This is a genomic window from Planococcus sp. NCCP-2050 (genome assembly GCF_023708025.1).
GTDB lineage: Bacteria > Bacillota > Bacilli > Bacillales_A > Planococcaceae > Planococcus.
On the sequence record NZ_BRCX01000004.1, the window covers coordinates 1 to 19449 of the forward strand.

A 19449-nucleotide genomic window follows, 5' to 3' on the forward strand; every position below is an offset into this window, starting at 1 on the left:
GAGAGCGTAAAATATCTTGTGTAAATGAATAAATAGAAAAAGGAAGACCTTTTCTTGTAGAATTAAGTCACCACAACCAATTCACAGAAAAGAGGCCTTCCCTATGACTCAGTTTACAACAGATATCATGCAAGCTCTAGTAAAAAAAGAAGACATCTCCGAAGTTTTCCGCAAGCATCTGGAGACAGCGGTCAATACGCTCCTTCAGACCGAACTCACGGCTTTCCTGGATTACGAGAAATACGACCGTATCGGCTTCAACTCAGGCAATTCCCGGAATGGCGTCTACACGCGGACACTCCATACGGAGTACGGGGATTTAAACCTGTCGATTCCACGTGACCGGAACGGCGAATTCAACCAACAGACGGTCGCTCCATACAAGCGCTCAAACGATACGCTGGAATCTTTCGTCATCCACATGTTCCAGAAAGGCGTCACGATGTCCGAGATCTCGGATCTGATTGAGAAGATGTACGGTCATCACTACACCCCGCAAACGATTTCCAATATGACGAAAGCGATGAGTGAACAGGTCGAAGCGTTCAAATCTCGTCCGTTGGATAAGCGCTATGCCTGTGTCTATCTGGATGCGACTTACATTTCCCTCAAGCGCGACACCGTCTCCAAGGAAGCCGTCTATATCACAGTTGGCATCCGGGAGGATGGCTCGAAAGAAGTCCTAGCTTATACAGTGGCGCCCACGGAATCCGCGTTCGTTTGGGAAGAAGTCCTATTGGACTTAAAGGAGCGCGGTGTCGAAGAGGTGCTTCTGTTCATCTCCGACGGCTTGAAAGGCATCACCGATCGCATCTTTGCGGTTTTTCGGGATGCCAAGTATCAAGCGTGCTGCGTCCATCTGTCGCGCACCATCTCCCACAAAGTCCGTGTCGCCGACCGGCCAGAAATCTGTGAAGACTTCAAATCGGTGTACCGGGCAGAGAGCCGGGAACTGGGCGAAGAAGCGCTGAAAGCCTTTGTCGACAAATGGAAAACCGCTTATCCGAAAGTGACAAGATCATTGGAATCCAATCCCTTTATTTTCACCTTCTACGATTTCCCGAAATCGATTTGGCGAAGCATCTATTCGACAAACCTCATCGAGTCGTTCAATAAGAAAGTGAAGAAATACAGCAAGCGAAAAGAGCAATTCCCGAACGAAGATTCCTTGGACCGCTTCGTGGTTTCCCAATTCGAAATCTATAACCAGAATTTCTCCACCCGCTGCCATATCGGATTCGACCAAGCTCGAGCAGAGCTGGCTGAGATGTTCAAACAGGCTTAATGAACATACATACAAGAAAAGGATTTACTTATTTACACATAATTATTGACGGTCTCACTTTTATTAGAAATGTAGTTTCTTTAATTGCTAATGATCTATCATTTAAGATTGTGGACTTATTATATGTCTTCTTCTCTTTAAAAAAACTCTCCATTACAGACTATAAAAAGTAATCTGTTATGAAGAGTATATTATTTCAGATGGATTTTATTTTAAAAAATACTATTCGTTTAATAAATTCTTGTAGATACTATAGAAGTTCCACCTCTACTATAATCTGTCACAGAATTGGCGATTGGATTAGTTCTAGCGCTGGATGGATAAACATATCGGAAAGTTCTGGCTACCATAGCAGCACTCCCAGCATTTTTTTGGTAATTTACATACTTATAATATACTGTTTTTGTGTTAAAAGCGTAAGTAAAACCGGCTACTTTAACAGCCCAGGCTCCTGTTGCAGGCATTTTTGTAATAGAAGCTATCGTAATTGCAATTACCCCTACTAACCATTGAGTTGGTTTGCTACTTCCAGTAGTTGTACTTTTGTATAAAAATTCTCCCGCCTGATCTGCAAAAGTTGAGAAGTTTGAGCCATTTGAGAGTAGTTGTGCATCTTTAGAGTTATATAGAGTAACTTCAGATTCTGGTTCAACTACAGTCTCACTAACATCTCCTTCATGATTTACTTGGACAATTAAATCTTTTTTTTCATCATATGATGTATTAAGTTCTTCAAAAAATTCTAATTCTCCTGTTTTTTTATTCTCCAAGTAAATAACTGAGCTGACTTCATAATCTCCCTTAAAATTTTCTTCAATAACGTAATTTTCACCGTCTAAAGTATAAGAGTACTTTAAATAATCGTCTGTTTGTTTAACTAACTTCGTATTTATCGGAGAATTTCCAGTTTCAGTGCTAAGTACTTGAGATGGTTCTTGTACTGCTTTCATTGGAGCTGCTAAAGAAGATGAAGCAAACCCAGCAAGAATTAAGTTAGTACACACCACAGTTAAGACTAATTTCTTCAATTTACATAACCTCCATTTATTGTTTTTAATCCATCTTTTTACATTGTAACATCAAAATGACATAAAATTCTAATTTTATATAATATTTTAAATTTTTAGCATTTATTTATATTTAAAAAATTTAACATTTTATGCAAATATAGTAATTACAGTGTAATTTAAATAGTATAAATTTTGAAAAATCAAAATTTGTTAGTACTTCTTATTTGTTTCAAGTACAATAGCTATAAAATGAAATATAACTGAGGAGAGATTTTATGAAAGAAATGAGCTCAATAATTTCCATAATTAATGTCGTATTAGCCATTTTAGCTATCACTTTTGGAGGCATATGGGTCCACTTGTTTTGGCTCACTCTTATATTTTGGACTGTATCCTTAACCATTTTAAACAAAGATAGTAAATCAAAAGTGGTTACTTGGATTTGTTTATCAATTATTTCTTTAATTTTGTGGGTAGTTCTCACTTAAATTAAAAAGATCAATCTGATTGAATTTCAATAAAGCGTATGTTCTGGGGAAATGATTGATTGCTAAATAAACAAAAATTGAACTGCACCTACTTTGTTAGTTGTAAATAACAATAGGAGTGTGGTTTTTCTATGGTCAGATTTCCTTTAAAGGACCAAGTCCTACTTATTACTAATAAATTTCTTATATATGTGTATTAATTTCACCAGAGTAATTGAACAACATGATAAGAGTAACTTTGAAATAAAAAATTAAGGGAAACTTTATCATTCATGGGAAGAAGGACTAAGGATTTTAATTAAACTGGTGCTTTACTTGAACAAGGAGTAAAGTTTTTCCCTTTTTCGACTAACGCAACGATTGGAGGTGTACGATGGACTGTATCATTTGTGGGGAACAAGTAGTAAATGAAAACAACCGATTGCAAAAGAAAGTGAAAGACTATTTGAGAACAACCAGCGAACTAGATGTAAAGCATCGGTGGATTAAACAATGGAAAATCTGTTATGACTGTAGTGAATCGTATAAGAATGACCATCTTATAGGTAATTCTGAAGTTCTACAAAAAATAGAGGAAAAGAAAAAGCGTAATAAACAACTAGGAAAAGCATTACGTCATAAACGAGAACAGGAGCCTTTAGGAGAATTACGAGCGTATTACATAGAGAAATATATTGATTATGCTACGTGCAAAGCAGAGAAAAACGGTCGGAATATAGTTGAACCACCACACTTAAGAAGCAATCAACAATACGATGCCACCTATATTACATATGTGAAAAGCAGTCAATCTACCGCTGTGTTGATTGTGCGGAATCTGGTAAATGATATAGACACGAAGGGAAAGTGGATTGATGTAAGGCATATGGAGAAGCGGTTTTTGTCCCATTCTGACGAGGATTTTTCTTTTATCATTGTCGAATTATTTTCGAGAAAACAAAAACCAATTTATCCGAAGAAAACGGCAGAAGAGACGAATTCGGATTACAAAAATCGTCTAGCGTATATCACGTGGCAAACCGCAACGGCTGACATCCATCATCAGCGAACTCAAGGGATAGAAGGAGACGTATATATCGTGTTGCCCTGCCTAAAGAACGAACATGAGAGCACGTATGAGAAGCATTATATCGTATGGGATCATTCGCACCGTCACTTCAAGCGCGTCAGAGAAAGCAATCAATATGTAAATATTTTAAAGCCTCCTATATGGGGATACGATATCGTTGCTACAAAAAAAATAAATCATCAACAGTTGCGTTATATTGAAAAAAACTTGTATCAAATCATTAGCAAAACCCATAAAAAAAGTGCCGTTGCTCTTTCCATATTCAGCCCGCCAAAGAAAAAAGGGACTGCATCAAAATTGAAAAGGGAGCTAAAAGGAGAAAGAAAGGGATAGGAAAGACTAATCCGCGACCCGTTTAATGGATAGGTTATAAAAAGGTATGCTGCAGCTAGTCTGCGATTAGATGACGTCGGTATTCTACCAGAGTCATCTTTTTTTAGTTTCCATAAATAATTTAAACATGGACAAGAGCGAATTATCGATACTATTCTCATTTTCTATTACAACAATTAACACATCAAACATAAAATGACTGGCATAAACTCGGTATTACACCGGGATTATGCCAGTCATTTAGCTGCATAAACTAAAGCTTTGACTTCATGGGCTCACTATTTAACTACTTTTTTCTAAAACTTTTGTTAGTTAACCATGAGTCCCCATCCATCTGTGTACCCATCATAGGGCTTACTTAATTCGTCAAGTCGTTTTTGTATATCAATGATCTCTTCGTAATTTAAAAGCATTGTTATAAAACAATAACAAGTCCATTCTTCAGTTTCCTCATCTTGTTCTAATTCACAAGTAAACCCACCTCTTCTTAAAGTTTCTAAAAGAGCTTTACCGTTCTTTTTATCTGGAACTGCAACCATAAAATCAATATTTTGTGGTTCTTTAAAATCAACACCTTGTTTATATAATTTTTTTAATACCTGTCCATCTTCATCTTTAGGAAATGCTGTCATATTTTCGTCTCCTTCAGTTCTTGAGTAGCGAATTAGTTATCGTTAATATTTTACCATTTTTTTGATTAAACTACTTCCTTAGGAAAGTGATTAAAAAATGTGTCGATTGTTTTTGAACTAATACACTAGCCGGTGTGTTAAAACAATAGAGGATTGTCGATACTTATGAAATTTGAAATACGCAGAGTCGTACTATATGTAAATGGAGTTTTAACAATATATAAATTCATGTAGACAATGACTGAGGAAAAATTGCATTCAATTTAGAAGCAAAAATTAATAAGATTAAGTAGAGAGATGGACTATAAAGCAACTTCCAGATATACTAAATCTAAGAATTAGATATCAATTATTGACTAAAATGGAACTACCCTGATAATAAATTTTAGAAACTAAAAAAGAAAAATAATTGACGAAGGTTGTGAAAGAGAGATGTCTGATTTTATAACTTTTTTAAAACTTGGAGTTTCATTGGAAGAATTAATAAGTGACTATGGAGATCCAACTTATGATGATTACTTTATGGGTGGAAGGTTAGTCGTTTTTAATGAAACAATTGGATATTTCTTATCTCAAGAGAATAAGGTAGTAGGATTCACTACTGCAGATTCTAAAATAAATATTTTTGATGCTCATGTAGGAATGACACCACATGAAGTTAGTTCAATTTTTTCAAAAGAATCTACTGATACTTTTTTCGACGAGAGTGAAACTCAATCATATGTTACCGTTTATTATAAAGAAGGCTACGAAATTTACTTTTATTCAGATAAAGAAAATAGCCCAACAACTTCAGTAACTTTAATATACAAAGAAAAGTGAATAATTTTTCACACACGTACAAAAAGATCGTTCAATTTTACAAAGTCAATGGATGCTTTCAAGAAAATGGAACTAACAAAGAGAACGTTCCTATACTTGAAGATTTTTCTCTTTAGTATTTTATTTAGATGAATACATCCTATTCAAGTGTTATTTAACACGCCTAAATAGAAAGCTAATCTTTGTCGATTAGCTTTCTATTTTTGATTTTCGAAGGCTATCGGTATCAGAGAATTATCACGATTAATATCGTATAATTATCCTTATAATAAAAAGCACTTGATTCTATAAAAATTAATTACTTAGGAGGAGAATATTTGAGTCAGGGAAGTAATACAAACCCGGTGGTTTTTATCAGTTATACTCATGATTCAGAAGAACATTTAGACAGAGTATTGGCTTTCTCAAATAGATTGCGGGCTGATGGAATAGACGCTGTCTTAGATCAATATGAAGAATCTCCGCCTGAGGGCTGGCCAAGATGGATGGATAGACAAGTTCGTAATGCTGATTATGTTCTTATGATTTGTACTCCTTTATATTTTAAAAGAGTAATGGGCGAAGAAATTCCAGGTCAAGGATTAGGCGGAATTTGGGAATCAGGTTTGATTTATCAACACTTATATAATGAGGGCGGTATAAATAATAAATTTATTCCGATTTTGTTTAGTGAAGGGTCAACACATATGGATATTCCAACTCCATTACAGGGTGCTACACGGTATATCGCAGATAATGACAGCAGTTTTGACCGACTGTACTGGAGATTGCGAGGGGTGCCAAGCACTGCGAGCAGACCTCCACTAGGACCGTTACGCCCTGTAGAAGAAAAAGAAAGAAAAACAATGTTCTATACTTCTTTAATTGATATTGATTTATGGAATAAGGCTGCTTGGAGAGGTTGTGCATACTTATATACTCCAGATAGTTCTCTGCCACCTGCAATTGCTCTTCTGTTTGAAAGTGAAAACTCAGCAAAGAAGATTGCTGAGCAGTGGAAAAGAGATTTAACAAAAGAAGATGTAAATGTTGATTTTTATGATGAATTAAGAATTGCCATTATTCACACTGATTTAAAGGGAGAGAATGCCGGTTACTTTGTAACTGTTGGTACGAACCTCGATGGTTTTATTAAAAGGTATGAGGATCTGAATATTGAGGTTGCTCATAGTGATTTGTTTATGGCAGTTTCTCGAATACATTTCATGTCTAAATCAATAAATTCTCAACATCAACAAAGATTCTTTAAAGATTATCAAAAGTTTGGAGAGTACCATATTCAAATTGGATATATAAAAAATCAAGAAATTGCGTTTATTGATGACTTTATGTTGAAAAAATTGATGATTGAGGAACGTCATATTTCTGATATAACTGAAGGAGATTTAGATAGTACAGTTTTACCATTATATCAAGAAATGATATAACTCCAGGGTTTGTTTAGCATAAAATATAGCTTGAAAACTAGAGGGATTATACAGTTTAGGGAAGCATTCCTTTTCTGTATAATCCCTTTTCACAAGAAGATTTTGTAATATAGACTAATGAATGACATGATAAGGATTCTTGTCTACGATAGCTGCCTGGATTTTGTCTTTAAAAAGTTGTTTCAAATCGGTACCAGTCTCTAATGCCATCACAATTTCATTTAATCCGCAAAGACATACAACCGATTTAGAGAGAAAATCTTTGCATTGATTGATAGCCGGTTTTGTAAAACTAGAATTTGAAATGAAAATCCCCTTTCCTTCTCCACGGCTATAGAGGCGTACAAGGTGTTCGGCCATTTCACCGTTTCCTATAGGTTTACTCCACCATTTCATCTCTACTAAGTACAGTTCTCCGTCTATTTCTACAACTCCATCTATTTGTTCTATAATTCCTTCTCCTTGATCGCCTATAAGGGCGAAAGCTTCTCGTACCGAAAAACCGGCTGCTTTAAATAATCTGTTTAACACAATTTCTAATTCTTTTCCTCTTTTATGCGCATCTGTATATGAAAATAAGCTATATAGCTGAGACTTTATAGAACTAAGCTCTTTATAATGCCTTTCTTTTGCGAGTGTTTTCTTTAGATATTCCTCTTGATTTATTTTCACTTGTTTTTCTCGTTCTACATTTATTCTAGTAAAAGAATCTTTAACGTTTATTAAGCTCCGGATATCGCTTACTAAAGCTTTTGCAGGAAGCCTGTCTTTCTCCCAGCATGCTTCAAAATTTTCAAACTCTGTTACTCTTTTTAACAACTCTCTTCGTTCCCTTAAAGAAGCATCCCCATTTTCATTGATTCTTTCCAGAACAGTTCTAACTATTTCAGCTTTTCCAATAGAATTACGATCGAAGTTGACTTGATTAATTAAATCACTAATAAAACTGTTGGGAATACCTGACCCTTTCAAAAAATTTATAGTATCTCTTTTAGATTTACACAACAAAGGGATGGTCTGTACTAATAGATTAAATAAATCGGGTGGGTAGTGATAAATTTGAGTCACACGGATACCTCCAAATTTCTAATGAAAATTTTAAAAGAATAGGATTATATTTTTAATTTTTGAATGAGATTTATTAAGTTTAAAGATGAGAAGCGTAGTGATTTTTACTGTTTAATTTTCTACTCTTTTTTTCTTTGCCTCACGTTCACGGGAAGCTTTGATCGCTTGAATAAAATCTTCTTTAGCTAATTTAATTCCAGATACCGTTACATAATCTAAATGGGCATAGAGTGTATTTGCATATGGTTTATCGAAGTCTAAAGGATCCAGTTCAAGAGCCGTTTCAAGTTGATACAAACTGCGTTCTATTAAATCTCTTGTTAATTCTGCGCGTGTAATTTCCAGTTCCCCAGCAACGTATTTTAAACGGCGATTAACGTTATCATCAACGTTTATACTGAATTTAACAAAATCCGACGTTTCTTCTTCGATTTCCTTGGCAAGTTTTATTTCTTCAACATATTTTTTGAAATCCATTTTATCACTCCTAAGTATTTCTAATAAAGGTTCTCATAATAGAATACTAAAAAAGGTTCTCAAATGTAAAGTTAAATTAAGAATTATAAGTTAATTTAATTTAGGAAAATATTTGAGTGAGATTTATTTTATTTATTAGAAGAGAGTATTAGAAGTTCAAATCTATCAAAAACGATGGTTTTTGAGAGTGAAAGAGAAGTAGAGATAAATCTACTTCTCTTTTTAATATTTCTATCAAAACTCATTCCAAAATCTATGTTTTAATTGCATCTATCATTACTGCGAGAAGTTTTGGTAAGCTTAAAAAAATACTGTTTACTCCTATCCTAAAATGAAAGGAGGAAAGGAATGCGCAATTTTGAATTTCTTATTCAGAACTTGTTTAAAGAAGAGATGGAGTTATTTATGCTGACGAAAAGAGAGCAGCTGCCCCCTAGGAGGAAGCAATATGTAACGATGAAAGAATTTGCAGGAGAACTAGGGATAGATTCCCATGTAGTTAGAAGACTTACCTATGAGCGAGCCATGCCTCATCGCAGAGTTGGCAATCGATTAATATTCGATTTAACTGAGGTTCAGGAGACGATTCAATCTTACAAAGAAAATCAATGGTCCGATGTGGAAGGTGTATGGGATGTCCAAGCGGTAATGCATGAGTTGAGGAACAATGAAATCAAAAAGGAGGCACCATCCATGATTGATGAAGTTATCCGGTCCATTATCCAAGAGGAGCTAGGGAAATTTGGAGAAGAGCTCCGCCATAAGTCAGCAAAGGAAAGAGAGTCGTACTTGGGGCGCACCGTTCTAACACCTCAAGAAGCTGCAGAGCATTTTCGAGTCAGTTATGGAACAATCAATCTCTTGATTAAAGAAGAGGGAATGCCGCATTTGAAAATTAACAGCCGGAGACTCATTGTACTGGAAGAAGCCGAAGAATTCCTCTGGCGCGAAACGGCTAAATCCTATAGTGACAGCGGAAATATCTATTGGCAGCGAATTCTTCAAAAAATAGATGCTGCAGAAGCGAAGCGAATTTCTGCTTACGAAAAAGCATTAAATAGATTAGAAAATTATCCAGATTAAAACGATAGTCTAGGATATAGCACATATAGATAAAAGATTTTTTCTTTTAAAATGAAGATTGAGGAGCAGATAATAATGGGGTTTTTTGAAGGTTTTAAAATGGGATTTGAGTTTTTTTGGACGATTGTAACGGCAGAACCTCTATTGACAGGGTTTCTTGTTTTATTTGCGTTGGGAGCCTTCTTAATTGCCTTAATCGGAAATGCTATTAGATATCAAAAGCTAAAGAAGTCAGGCATCCTAAACGTTGATCAAATGACGGGAAAAGAATTTGAAGAATATTTACGCGTCTTATTTCTCGAAAAAGGTTATCAAGTTCAATTAACAAAAACCACCGGTGACTATGGAGCGGATTTGGTTTTATCATCCAAAAGTCGTAAAATCATCGTTCAAGCAAAACGCTATAAAAAGAATGTAGGCATAAAAGCCGTCCAGGAAATCTCTGCTGCCAAAAAGCATTACCAGGCGGACGAATGCTGGGTTGTCACGAATAGCCATTACACGGAGCCTGCAAAGAACTTAGCAAAATCCAATCTAGTCCATTTAGTGGATCGAACACTGCTGATGAAGTGGATGTTGGAATTGAAAAAGAAGAACGAAGTTCGTAAGGGAATTTCTCCGACACCCAAAGAAGAAAGAGCTGTCGATAGAAGTTAGCTTTCAAATACTGTCTGTTTCAGAATATCAGTTATGAGAAAAGGTCTACTGTATTTTTTACAGTAGACCTTTCGCTATTTTTATATCCAATTTTTCCACTCACTCGGAAACCTATTTGCTGTATATTAACAGAATGGCGAGATTCTTCTATTAATGACGCCAAGAAATTTATGAAAGTAACGCATTCCTCCTCATTTAGTAGCTTGCATGCTATTAGAATGGCGGAAAATACACCATCATTTTCAATTTCCCCTGCATCTCGTCAAATAGCTGCGGCCGTTTGGTCAACTTCTTCCCATATAGCCGACCGTGGTGCGCACATGTATTTCGAATCATCGTGAGGGTATGTAGCCAACATTACGTGTATTTAAAAGGGAGGTTGTAATGATCTTTAGAAATAGCCGATTTATCTTTATTCTTAAGGTTTTTGAAGAGCATAGAAAAAGTCGAAAAGGACAAAACTTCAACTGTAACCCATACGGGAAAGACGCCTTGATATTTTGATTAATGATGGGATACAAATAATTCTGTTTTATTATTGTCAAAAAAACGATTTAAACTTATTAAGAATTTTTCGTGATAAACAGCATTATTAAAGTGTTTAGCTTCTTTATATCCTAGCGGTCCATTTTAGATTCCATCGCTTGCGTGTTCCGTTGTAATATTACATTTGCTCATTTACCAACCCTCTCAATTCGTCAAAGCTGGTTGCTTGTTTATAATCGACATAATCTTTAAAGTGACGATCAGAGACCGCTTTGACATTCGGATTCGCTTCCAAAACGCGGCGTTGATGTTCGTTAAAGATCAGTTTACTCTTGACAATCGCTTCCGTTCCAGTAGATATGTTCAGTATATCGGGGCTGAAAACAGAAAAAAACCCAAATGGGTTCACTTTTTAAAGTGTCTACCATTTGGATTTCAGTTCAAAATCGGAATCACGGGTTTTTTACAATCGAAAATTTCGAACTAAATTGATTAAAATAATTTATTAATCTCCTTAAACATATTTTCAAAGCGTTCAAGTGTCTTCTTATCAAAATACTCATTATGAACACCTTTTTGAGCAAGTTTATTTGCTGGTCTGTAGTGATTAAAGTGAGTCTTCTTAATTTTTTTATTGATTTGTTTTAGAATTTGCTCTTCATTAGAATCCAATTCCTCAATTGTAATGTCTGGATATTCTTCAAACGTATCGTTGAAGAGACTTAAATATTCTTCTTTCTCAAATAGATCTTCAATATCTGCGTATTTACCTTCAATATCCGAGAATTCATCAAAGAATCGAATGTTTTTTTCCTTAACAATTTTGTGTGAGACTAAATCATCTACTTTGCGCTTGCCTTTTTGATCAGTAAAGGAGTCTAAGAGACATACAATATTCAACTTACTCCCTCTTAAAAGAGAAATGAACGTCGAGACCTTATCCAGCCCCCCTACTGGAATAATCGTTGCAGTATTAGTAAGGGAAGTACGGCCCATTGATTCTAAAAGACTGGACATTATTGTTATATAAATAAGATCAGCTGGTCCTTCCACTAACAAGTTATTTTTAGAAATGTAAAGATTTTGTGCAAGATCATATCCTAAAGCAGCTTGTAACGGGAATAACGTTTCCGAATCCTTTTCTTGTATTGCATTGGAAATTATGCTGCCTTTTTTAGGATCAAGTGAATCATAAACAGTTCTAACTTCATGTAATTTTGTAGAATCAATCATAAATGGGGAGTGGGTAGTATAGATCACCTGATAGTTTTTAGCGAGTTCGTTATCAATAAATGTCAATAAATCTTTTTGTGCTGAAGCATGAAGGTTCAGGCCGGGTTCATCAAGTAACAAGATAAATCTTTCATCTTTTTTCCCTTCAATTCTGCTAAACCATACGAGAAATGAGAAAAACCAGATAAAGCCTTTACTTCTATTTTTTAAAGGTAATGATACTCGATGTTTCGTATTTTTGATTCTGATATTTAGCATTTTATCTTGGCTTATGACTGTTCTGTTAGAAGGATGAATGTTCGTAATTGGCTCAATTTCAAATAGAATTTCAAGGTTTTGATTAGTTGTCCAGTATTCTAAGAATTTGTCAGTAATTTCATTGGACGTGGCTTCTAATTCTGAAATAAAAGATTCAAAGCTATCAGCGTTATCTAATTCCTCAATATCTATGTTAGCTAAATCAAACAGTGCTTTAGCTGTATTAAACTCTTCCTTAGTAAAAATTGCATCGGTTTGACCCGCTTTCATTTTAGAAATACTGATGCGAGAAGGAATCGAATAGTACTCATCGAAGTACCAAAACTTAGGTAACCATTTTTTTATATAGCGATTTGCAATATAGCCATTTAATGTATTTACCGAACCTTTTGAAAATGTTTTAATCACTTTAAGTCTTTCTAATAAACTGCTACATTCTTCTATTCCTTCACACATTGCAATAAGTTCTTTTATATTATTAGCTTTTCCTAAATCCTTTAAAACATCTGGCTCGAGGGAATAATCTTTCAGAAGTAGTTTTAGAAATTTTTTCTCGTCTGAATATACATTCCTATATACTTTTTCATTATCTCCATAATCAATAGAAACCATTATTTCTTTGGATTGAAAAACTCCTTTGCCAAGTTCTTCTTCAATCTCTTCGATCTGAAAAGGGAGAAGTTCAAACGTGCAACATACTACCTCAACTAGTTCATCCGATCTCTGATAACTTTTTAGTTCATTTTTAGGGTAATCAAATGTTTCGTTAAACTTTTTTTCAGTATCTTCCTCGAAATAATTAAACTTTGCAAGCGCTTCTAAAAAAGAGGTTTTTCCTGACTCATTTTTACCTACAAGACGAGTAGTTTTAGGCTCTACATCAATGGATTGTTCTTGCAGAAAGCTTTTGTATTTATTAATTTTCACTTTTTTTAATATCATTTAAACGTCTCCCTTTTTGTAACTTAATCATCCTAATTATACCATTATTTTAAAATTTCTATAAATTAGTAAGTTCTAATACTTTTCTATGTCAAGATGCTTTGCTAGTATGTTGCATTCCCTGCTAGAATAACTAAACAGATCCATTTATGGGAGGGAATAGCCATGAACCAACAAGTCCAGGGAGATTTCTTATTGCGTTTTGGATCAAAGTATCGAACAATAATAGCTGCTATTTTAAGTCTGTGTTGGACCGGATTTGGACAACTCTATAATAAACAATATATAAAAGGTCTTTCTTTATTAGGTCTTCAAGTATTCAATGCATACTTAATACTTGCAGCAAATATGTGGTTCTTTTATATTTTTGTTGCAGCGTTTGCAGTTTTGGATGCCTATATAGTTGGTCTAAAAATAAAAAAATAATTCTTAGTAACAAAAAGCTATCTAATTCGCACACCAAATAAAATGAAGGGGGCTGACAAAGATTAAAAAACTTTCGTCAGCCCCCTTCAATATAATTGGTAGAACTACCAGATAATTAATTTGGAAGGGATAGTAGATGGGTAATGAATAACTGCCCACAATTCCCGGAAATGAGTATTGAACGCCCCTAAATATACATTATATGCTAATTAAAAACCTCTAAACGAAAATTCAATTTCGTTTAGAGGTTTTTATGATAATTTAAAATACTTTACTTTACATTTAATTCATAGGAAGTGACGCACTGCCACTATATAATGATAGTCCATATTTATCTGCTACTTCAGTCCATGGAGTAGCGAATGCTCTTGTTGAATCTCCCGTCGGCAAACCTCTAGAATGAATTCCAACTAATCTATATGGTCGACTTTGAGTAAACCAAGGCGCTCCACTATCTCCACCCTTAGAAATAACTGCTCCGTTGTTTTCAACCACAAAATAAACTGCTCCGTTATTAAATATTGAGCCTGCTCGCTCTCTCTTGACAGTCACTACTCCACAAGTTCTATTTGTAGTTATGCCTACTTTACATACTTGCATCCCTTGATATTGTTCAATTGAACCGGTCAATGAACCGTCATATCCTGTTGATGTGTCTGCTGTATCGTTGTATAAACCGTTCGTTGCATATCTTTTAAGAGGAGAGCCACTTACCTTAATTAATAAAAAGTCATAATCACTCGCAGTGGCATTTAAATGTGTATAACCTAATGGCGAACTGGAATTCCACTGATAAAAAGTATCGCTATGTTGAGCACAGTGTCCTGCTGACATTACCCAAGTATTAGCACCTTTTTGAGCCACTCCGGCAGTCGTACAGTTGTAATAACTTCCAGAAGTCGCCGTAGTTGTTTTTATACCAATGCCTCCGCCTTGAGAGTTAAAATCACTTTTTCTAGGTTTAAACGCTTGGAATTCGCTTTCCATTTTTTCTGAAATATTTGCATCCACTTTAATTGAAAGAGCTTCTCCATATAGCGATTGAAGTTCTTTCGTGCTCTGTTCGGATAAACTTTCAATTACAAGTTCTAGTCGATTGAACTCGGAATTTAAAGACAACTTATATTTATCAGTAAGCCCTAATTCATTCGCTTTACTTTCGAAATTATTCTGCATATCAATTAATTCTTTAGAGGTATACTTGGTAGCTACTACTTTAATTTCAGTAGGTGATGATTGAGCTAACTTCTTAGTAATTCTACCTAGTTTCTCAAATCGTTTCTGATCCTTTTTAGAAGCTGTCGAATTGGCAATTTGTAGAATCATTTGATCTCCATCAAAGTACATATCACCTGTTTCACTTAAACTTTCTAAACTTAAATCCATTTTAGATAACTCTTTTTCTAACTTAGTAAGTAATTTCTCCTGTTTTTGCGATTGCTGTTCTTCCATAAATTCATCAACCGTATTTGCTTCTACTTTTTGTTCTTGTTCAATAAATCCAATTATGAATACAGTAAAAAGCAATGACAATACTATTTTTTTCAAATTATATCCCCCAATTTACTTCGTATAACTACCTTATTTTTCCTCAAAATAAATTAGTTATCTACTTTATTAATGAAAAACGTGTTTTCTACTAAGCTTGGCGCTGATTGGAAAGCTCCACCGGACCAATAGATTTTCACTTTATCGCCTTCTTGGAAGTTAGAACTTCCAGTGACTCGGTTCAATAATGGTTCTTCGAATACTACACCTTCAGATTCACTAGCTTTAGCCTTTAACAGGTCGGGAATACTGTCTCCCTTATTAATTTCTTCATCTCCAAGTTCAATAACCCAGAGTGAAGAATCTTCAGTAGAATAAACATATCCTTCCATACTTTCTTGCGTATTAAACCATATAGTGAATCCGATACCGATTACCAATAATATAATGATAGATAAAATTATTTTCTTTATCATATTGCCCCTCCTTTCTTGAAGTTATTACAAACCTACCTAAACGTACAATACGAATTGAAAATTCCAAAAAATATCTCACTATTTAATTTCTTAAAATAGTAATTTGAAAATGGCTTTAAACTAAAAGTTATATCATGACTAATCCATTTAAAGTTCTATTTACAAACGTTGTAATTATAAGTAGTATGTTTAAACAATTGTAAATTAGTTCCATAAAAATATATATAGAACTTTAATACTAAAACATATTATTTTAATAATTTTTTCAACTCTAATGTTATCTTAATTGCTATACTATGCTACTAAATCTTTTATTTTTTAGTTTTAGCAAAATTAGAACTGCATTTGTTTAATTACTTGCTTCCAATTATTGTTCTCCAACCCCTTTAGATAGTATTAAGTTAATTCTCACATAACTTATTGAAGTAGAAATGGTACTTAGCTATAATTCACCAATACACGTTATCCTAGGCGCGAATTTGCGGAACTTACATACGTTTTTCTGTTCGCAGAAGAAAGTAAGTTAGCACAAATTGTTTTAGTTTTTTATATTCCTTTTAGTTGGAGGGAAATAAAAGACGGGCTATTCTATAGTCTAAATTTGCATATAGTTTGTTTTTGTCTAGTACTTCAGGCGAGAAGCGTTTGAATAAATGGTAGCGAATGGCCATGAACCCACAAGCCCAAGAAGATTTCTTATTGCATTTTGAATCAAAGCACCGAACAATAATAGCTGCTGCTTTAAGTCTGTGTTGGAACGGCTTTGATCAATTCTATAATAAACAACATATTAAAGGTCTGAGTTTAATGAGCTTGCAAGTATTCAATGCGTACTAGTTCTAATCGTCAAATATATGGGTTTTCTATTTTATCATTGGAGTATTCGGTATTTACGATGCCTAGAAAGTTGCATTGAAAAAGCGGCGAAACGGAGTGTACTAATAAAAGAGGTTTTGATTTCACTCTATATCGTGAATAAGAAGAGAGGGGCTGACGAAGAAGTAAAATACTTCAGGTCAGCCCCTTTTTTGTTTGAAAAAAAGTGGTTAACGCTAAGGACTAACTCCTAAGGATTGACCCTGTCTTTTTTAAGGATTTAGATTCTCTTTCTCATATCTTAAATAAACTAAAAAGCCGTCAATTTTCCCGCCCTTATCCTTATACCAAGGTAATGATTCATCTTTCGATAGTTTTATGTTTTCGATATTTGTCTTGTTTATTTCAGATTCAAGAAATAAAGACATGAAAACCGTATTTGCTACATTAATAGCCTCCAATTCTTCTTCGTCAGCTTCTAAATCGAAATATGCAGTCCAATTAGAAAACTTTGATTGGTCATCGCCTGTAATAACTAGCGCTCGTAATGACGTTGGAACATTACCAAGTAGCGCTTGTACAATATTCGCAAATATTTTACCGCGTTCAATCATACATAAATCACTTCCACTTCTGTAAATTTTACAAGTTGACTAATAGAATGGGGCTGGAACAATATGCGCTCCAGTATTTGAATAGTGTATAGTTCCTTTTCTGGTAAGAGTAGCAATTCCTGTTTGTGGATTTACCGTTCTACCGATATTTGTAGAGTGTATAAATACTTCTTTATTAGCATTTTGCCACTTGCCTGTGCCTCCATGTGTGTTCAATAAGTGACGGGCAAAGTCCAAATTTCCCCCTATGACGCTATTAGTTGGCACTCGTCCATGTTCATATGTCCCAGCAATGTGAGCATTTTGTTTTTGAATATTAATGGATTTCGGAAAAGAAACTCCCGTAGGACCGATAACTCTATGCGGAAATTGATTACCCATAGTTGCTATATTATCCTCCTCTGTTAGTGAAGTGGCAAGCGTGTCATTTGCTGCGCCAGTCGAAGCACTAACAGAATTTGTGAAAATTAACCCTAACAGCAAAATCGAAAACACCATGAACAACTTAATACAATTATTCCTCAAAATGATACCTCCTCCATATTTTTGAATCTATTACATTAAATCACCATATTTTAAAAAAGTAAAACTATTCTGATAACTTTATGTAAAATTAGTTTCGAGTTAAAATTTTACATAATTTATTGAAGTGGAAATTACACTTTGCTATAATTCAGCTATACACGTTATCCTAGTCGCAAATTTTGCGGAAGCCTACATACTATTTCTGTTTTCACAGAAATAAGAGAGTAAGCACAAATTGTTTTAGTTCTTTACATTTCTTTCATTTGAAGGGAATTAAAAGACAGGCCACTTTTTGGTCAAAAATTTGCATATGGTTTGTTTTTTATCTGTATTAACAGGTGAAAAGCGTTTTAAAAAGTCGATTGTCCCTTTCGGGAAAGTCGGCTTTTTTTTGCGTGTAAAAAAACTAAGAGAGAAGGTGGTAAAAATGAAAGTTTGCAGCTACGTTGGCATAACACTATTGCTTGGTGTTTTGTCACTTACTGGTTTGTATATTTTGATAGATTCGCTTTATGAGCAATCTAACATTATGTTGAATACCTTTACTGATATTGCCGCAATGGATATGTCTGTAGAGATGCAGAATCAATTTGACTTGTTGTGGAAGTAAAAATAAAAAATAGAATGGAGAATTATTATGAAAAAGAGTCAATTTGTATGTTTTAAAAGAAAAGACAAGTTATTTTATCTGATCCAGGAAGAGTCGACATTTTTCTTTGGAGATAAAGAGCAGATGAATCAAATTGAATCAAGTCATGTAGAGAAAGTTAAAGAATTTGTTGCAAACAGCTAAGCTAAAGTCATTGGGACTAGCCATGTTGTTTAAGGATTACTATTTAAGAAACCAGTTGAAAGAGATGGCATTTAAAATAGAAAACCATGCAATCATTCCAGATAATACTTTGACACCGGAGGACACTTTCAAACTAGCAAATGAAATCGAACGGATTGAATCTGCAGCTAAAGCTACGAAAGATCAACTAAAAAAATATGTTGAAGTAAACGGTCCGTTAGTAACTTCAGATAAAATTTGGGACTTTTCAGCAAGTATTTCTTATAAGTTCACAGCAGAACAGCTTCGTGAATTTGCACATTTATAAGGGAATCATAAGTTCTTCTTTAGAAACATACCAGGCTACTTTAATGTCGGTCTATCAAGAAACTTGCTTAGAATCGGATTATCTTGAGGGGATATGGAATCATAGAAGAGTAATGCCTAATCGCTTGATTGGCTATTGGGTCGGGGGGCAGATGGTAATTGAGCAATTGCTAGAACCAGAAATATTAGATTCCTTGCAAGAGAATACTGTATATTGATTGGAAAGGGCATATTGCCGTTTTTATATAAAAAATTAAAGGAGGGATTCACATGCAAAAAACCATCTATGGTAAATTCATATTTTCAGCAAAAGTCTATGCTGCAATCCTAGCGCTTATGCTTTCAATGCTGACACTGGGTGCATCAATCAGCGGAATTCCAGGAGATTTGATGATGATTATTTTCTCTTCTATCGTCACCCTGTTTTCCTTAGCATGTATCGGATACGGTTTTTATGTGCAGAACGAATTAAAGAATCAGTTCTAAAATGTGCATAAGATCAGAAAGAAGAGACACGTCACTTGCTCAAGTGACGTGTTTTTTAAATAATTATAAGTTAAAGGAAAGTCAGCAGTTATATTCCAATATAGAAAATAGAAATCAATTCTTTGACTGTATGACTTGCTGATTATAGCTCGTATTATTGGTGCTGGGCCTTAATTAAACTTAAAACATTGATAAGAGTTTTTATAAAAGGTTTGCATGCAATGGTAAAACATTTATTCTTAAATAAGA

General features: G+C 34.4%; 20 protein-coding genes and 1 pseudogene. 11 read left to right on the forward strand and 10 right to left on the reverse strand.

The features are described from left to right. The first annotated feature begins 103 nt into the window (after positions 1 to 103). The gene (locus NFU07_RS13005) at positions 104 to 1285 is read left to right on the forward strand and encodes an IS256 family transposase (RefSeq protein WP_251478804.1); all 1182 of its coding nucleotides are present in this window, start codon (positions 104 to 106) and stop codon (positions 1283 to 1285) included. Positions 1286 to 1515: 230 nt separating this feature from the next. Here NFU07_RS13005 and NFU07_RS13010 read toward each other — a convergent pair whose 3' ends face one another. Further along, positions 1516 to 2313 carry a hypothetical protein gene (locus NFU07_RS13010; protein WP_251478806.1) on the reverse strand — a complete coding sequence of 266 codons (798 nt, stop codon included), beginning with the start codon at positions 2311 to 2313 and terminating at the stop codon, positions 1516 to 1518. 843 nt (positions 2314 to 3156) lie between these two features. Here NFU07_RS13010 and NFU07_RS13015 point away from each other — a divergent pair. Then, positions 3157 to 4185, forward strand: coding sequence for a hypothetical protein (locus NFU07_RS13015; protein ID WP_251478808.1), 1029 nt, complete (start codon positions 3157 to 3159; stop codon positions 4183 to 4185). Between the two features lie 308 nt (positions 4186 to 4493). Here NFU07_RS13015 and NFU07_RS13020 read toward each other — a convergent pair whose 3' ends face one another. Continuing rightward, a complete protein-coding gene (locus NFU07_RS13020) occupies positions 4494 to 4817 on the reverse strand; it encodes a ribonuclease E inhibitor RraB (RefSeq protein ID WP_251478810.1) in 324 nt (107 codons plus the stop codon). 432 nt (positions 4818 to 5249) lie between these two features. On the opposite strand from NFU07_RS13020, the gene NFU07_RS13025 reads away from it, so the two are divergent. Beyond that, positions 5250 to 5639, forward strand: a complete 390-nt coding sequence (locus NFU07_RS13025) for a hypothetical protein (protein WP_251478812.1) — start codon at positions 5250 to 5252, stop codon at positions 5637 to 5639. A 317-nt stretch (positions 5640 to 5956) separates the two neighbouring features. Beyond that, positions 5957 to 7066, forward strand: coding sequence for a toll/interleukin-1 receptor domain-containing protein (locus tag NFU07_RS13030; protein ID WP_251478814.1), 1110 nt, complete (start codon positions 5957 to 5959; stop codon positions 7064 to 7066). A 114-nt stretch (positions 7067 to 7180) separates the two neighbouring features. On the opposite strand, the gene NFU07_RS13035 is transcribed toward NFU07_RS13030, so the two are convergent. Together NFU07_RS13035 and NFU07_RS13040 are read right to left on the reverse strand one after the other, a co-directional pair. Beyond that, entirely contained in the window at positions 7181 to 8134 is a 954-nt protein-coding gene (locus NFU07_RS13035) for a restriction endonuclease (protein ID WP_251478816.1), read from the reverse strand. 111 nt (positions 8135 to 8245) lie between these two features. After that, positions 8246 to 8611 (reverse strand): hypothetical protein, encoded by a 366-nt coding sequence (locus NFU07_RS13040; protein WP_251478817.1) that lies wholly within the window; start codon positions 8609 to 8611, stop codon positions 8246 to 8248. A 348-nt stretch (positions 8612 to 8959) separates the two neighbouring features. On the opposite strand from NFU07_RS13040, the gene NFU07_RS13045 reads away from it, so the two are divergent. After that, positions 8960 to 9694 carry a helix-turn-helix domain-containing protein gene (locus NFU07_RS13045; RefSeq protein WP_251478819.1) on the forward strand — a complete coding sequence of 245 codons (735 nt, stop codon included), beginning with the start codon at positions 8960 to 8962 and terminating at the stop codon, positions 9692 to 9694. Between the two features lie 75 nt (positions 9695 to 9769). Next, the gene (locus tag NFU07_RS13050) at positions 9770 to 10351 is read left to right on the forward strand and encodes a restriction endonuclease (protein ID WP_251478821.1); all 582 of its coding nucleotides are present in this window, start codon (positions 9770 to 9772) and stop codon (positions 10349 to 10351) included. Positions 10352 to 10564: 213 nt separating this feature from the next. Here the strand turns inward: NFU07_RS13050 and NFU07_RS17780 are convergent. Continuing rightward, positions 10565 to 10837: pseudogene (locus tag NFU07_RS17780) on the reverse strand (Abi family protein); the annotation flags it as partial. Between the two features lie 492 nt (positions 10838 to 11329). After that, positions 11330 to 13270, reverse strand: a complete 1941-nt coding sequence (locus NFU07_RS13055) for an AAA family ATPase (RefSeq protein ID WP_251478823.1) — start codon at positions 13268 to 13270, stop codon at positions 11330 to 11332. 165 nt (positions 13271 to 13435) lie between these two features. Here NFU07_RS13055 and NFU07_RS13060 point away from each other — a divergent pair, with 165 nt between their 5' ends. Continuing rightward, entirely contained in the window at positions 13436 to 13696 is a 261-nt protein-coding gene (locus tag NFU07_RS13060; RefSeq protein ID WP_251478825.1) for a hypothetical protein, read from the forward strand. A gap of 282 nt (positions 13697 to 13978) precedes the next feature. Here the strand turns inward: NFU07_RS13060 and NFU07_RS13065 are convergent, their stop codons facing one another. From NFU07_RS13065 to NFU07_RS13080, 4 genes are all read right to left on the reverse strand, one after another. Next, on the reverse strand, positions 13979 to 15244 hold the full coding sequence (locus NFU07_RS13065) for a S1 family peptidase (RefSeq protein ID WP_251478827.1): 1266 nt from the start codon (positions 15242 to 15244) through the stop codon (positions 13979 to 13981). Between the two features lie 53 nt (positions 15245 to 15297). Then, positions 15298 to 15660 carry a DUF3221 domain-containing protein gene (locus NFU07_RS13070; protein WP_251478828.1) on the reverse strand — a complete coding sequence of 121 codons (363 nt, stop codon included), beginning with the start codon at positions 15658 to 15660 and terminating at the stop codon, positions 15298 to 15300. 1088 nt (positions 15661 to 16748) lie between these two features. Next, entirely contained in the window at positions 16749 to 17090 is a 342-nt protein-coding gene (locus NFU07_RS13075; RefSeq protein WP_251478830.1) for a MafI2 family immunity protein, read from the reverse strand. Positions 17091 to 17129: 39 nt separating this feature from the next. Continuing rightward, on the reverse strand, positions 17130 to 17615 hold the full coding sequence (locus NFU07_RS13080) for a polymorphic toxin type 50 domain-containing protein (protein WP_251478832.1): 486 nt from the start codon (positions 17613 to 17615) through the stop codon (positions 17130 to 17132). A gap of 292 nt (positions 17616 to 17907) precedes the next feature. Here NFU07_RS13080 and NFU07_RS13085 point away from each other — a divergent pair, with 292 nt between their 5' ends. From NFU07_RS13085 to NFU07_RS13100, 4 genes are all read left to right on the forward strand, one after another. Further along, on the forward strand, positions 17908 to 18225 hold the full coding sequence (locus NFU07_RS13085) for a hypothetical protein (protein WP_251478834.1): 318 nt from the start codon (positions 17908 to 17910) through the stop codon (positions 18223 to 18225). A 27-nt stretch (positions 18226 to 18252) separates the two neighbouring features. Further along, positions 18253 to 18408 carry a hypothetical protein gene (locus NFU07_RS13090; RefSeq protein WP_251478836.1) on the forward strand — a complete coding sequence of 52 codons (156 nt, stop codon included), beginning with the start codon at positions 18253 to 18255 and terminating at the stop codon, positions 18406 to 18408. Beyond that, positions 18392 to 18715, forward strand: a complete 324-nt coding sequence (locus NFU07_RS13095; protein WP_251478837.1) for a hypothetical protein — start codon at positions 18392 to 18394, stop codon at positions 18713 to 18715. The genes NFU07_RS13090 and NFU07_RS13095 overlap by 17 nt, the downstream gene beginning before the upstream one ends. A gap of 269 nt (positions 18716 to 18984) precedes the next feature. Beyond that, positions 18985 to 19200, forward strand: coding sequence for a hypothetical protein (locus tag NFU07_RS13100; protein WP_251478839.1), 216 nt, complete (start codon positions 18985 to 18987; stop codon positions 19198 to 19200). Positions 19201 to 19449 lie beyond the last annotated feature (249 nt).

Bases quoted from the DNA above. Each gene is read 5' to 3' on its own strand.
- NFU07_RS13070 (WP_251478828.1), bottom strand. From the start codon at position 15,660: ATGATAAAGAAAATAATTTTATCTATCATTATATTATTGGTAATCGGT.
- NFU07_RS13090 (WP_251478836.1), top strand. From the start codon at position 18,253: ATGAAAAAGAGTCAATTTGTATGTTTTAAAAGAAAAGACAAGTTATTT.
- NFU07_RS13020 (WP_251478810.1), bottom strand. From the start codon at position 4,817: ATGACAGCATTTCCTAAAGATGAAGATGGACAGGTATTAAAAAAATTA.
- NFU07_RS13050 (WP_251478821.1), top strand. From the start codon at position 9,770: ATGGGGTTTTTTGAAGGTTTTAAAATGGGATTTGAGTTTTTTTGGACG.
- NFU07_RS13100 (WP_251478839.1), top strand. From the start codon at position 18,985: ATGCAAAAAACCATCTATGGTAAATTCATATTTTCAGCAAAAGTCTAT.
- NFU07_RS13005 (WP_251478804.1), top strand. From the start codon at position 104: ATGACTCAGTTTACAACAGATATCATGCAAGCTCTAGTAAAAAAAGAA.
- NFU07_RS13055 (WP_251478823.1), bottom strand. From the start codon at position 13,270: ATGATATTAAAAAAAGTGAAAATTAATAAATACAAAAGCTTTCTGCAA.
- NFU07_RS13075 (WP_251478830.1), bottom strand. From the start codon at position 17,090: ATGATTGAACGCGGTAAAATATTTGCGAATATTGTACAAGCGCTACTT.
- NFU07_RS13025 (WP_251478812.1), top strand. From the start codon at position 5,250: ATGTCTGATTTTATAACTTTTTTAAAACTTGGAGTTTCATTGGAAGAA.
- NFU07_RS13040 (WP_251478817.1), bottom strand. From the start codon at position 8,611: ATGGATTTCAAAAAATATGTTGAAGAAATAAAACTTGCCAAGGAAATC.
- NFU07_RS13060 (WP_251478825.1), top strand. From the start codon at position 13,436: ATGAACCAACAAGTCCAGGGAGATTTCTTATTGCGTTTTGGATCAAAG.
- NFU07_RS13045 (WP_251478819.1), top strand. From the start codon at position 8,960: ATGCGCAATTTTGAATTTCTTATTCAGAACTTGTTTAAAGAAGAGATG.
- NFU07_RS13015 (WP_251478808.1), top strand. From the start codon at position 3,157: ATGGACTGTATCATTTGTGGGGAACAAGTAGTAAATGAAAACAACCGA.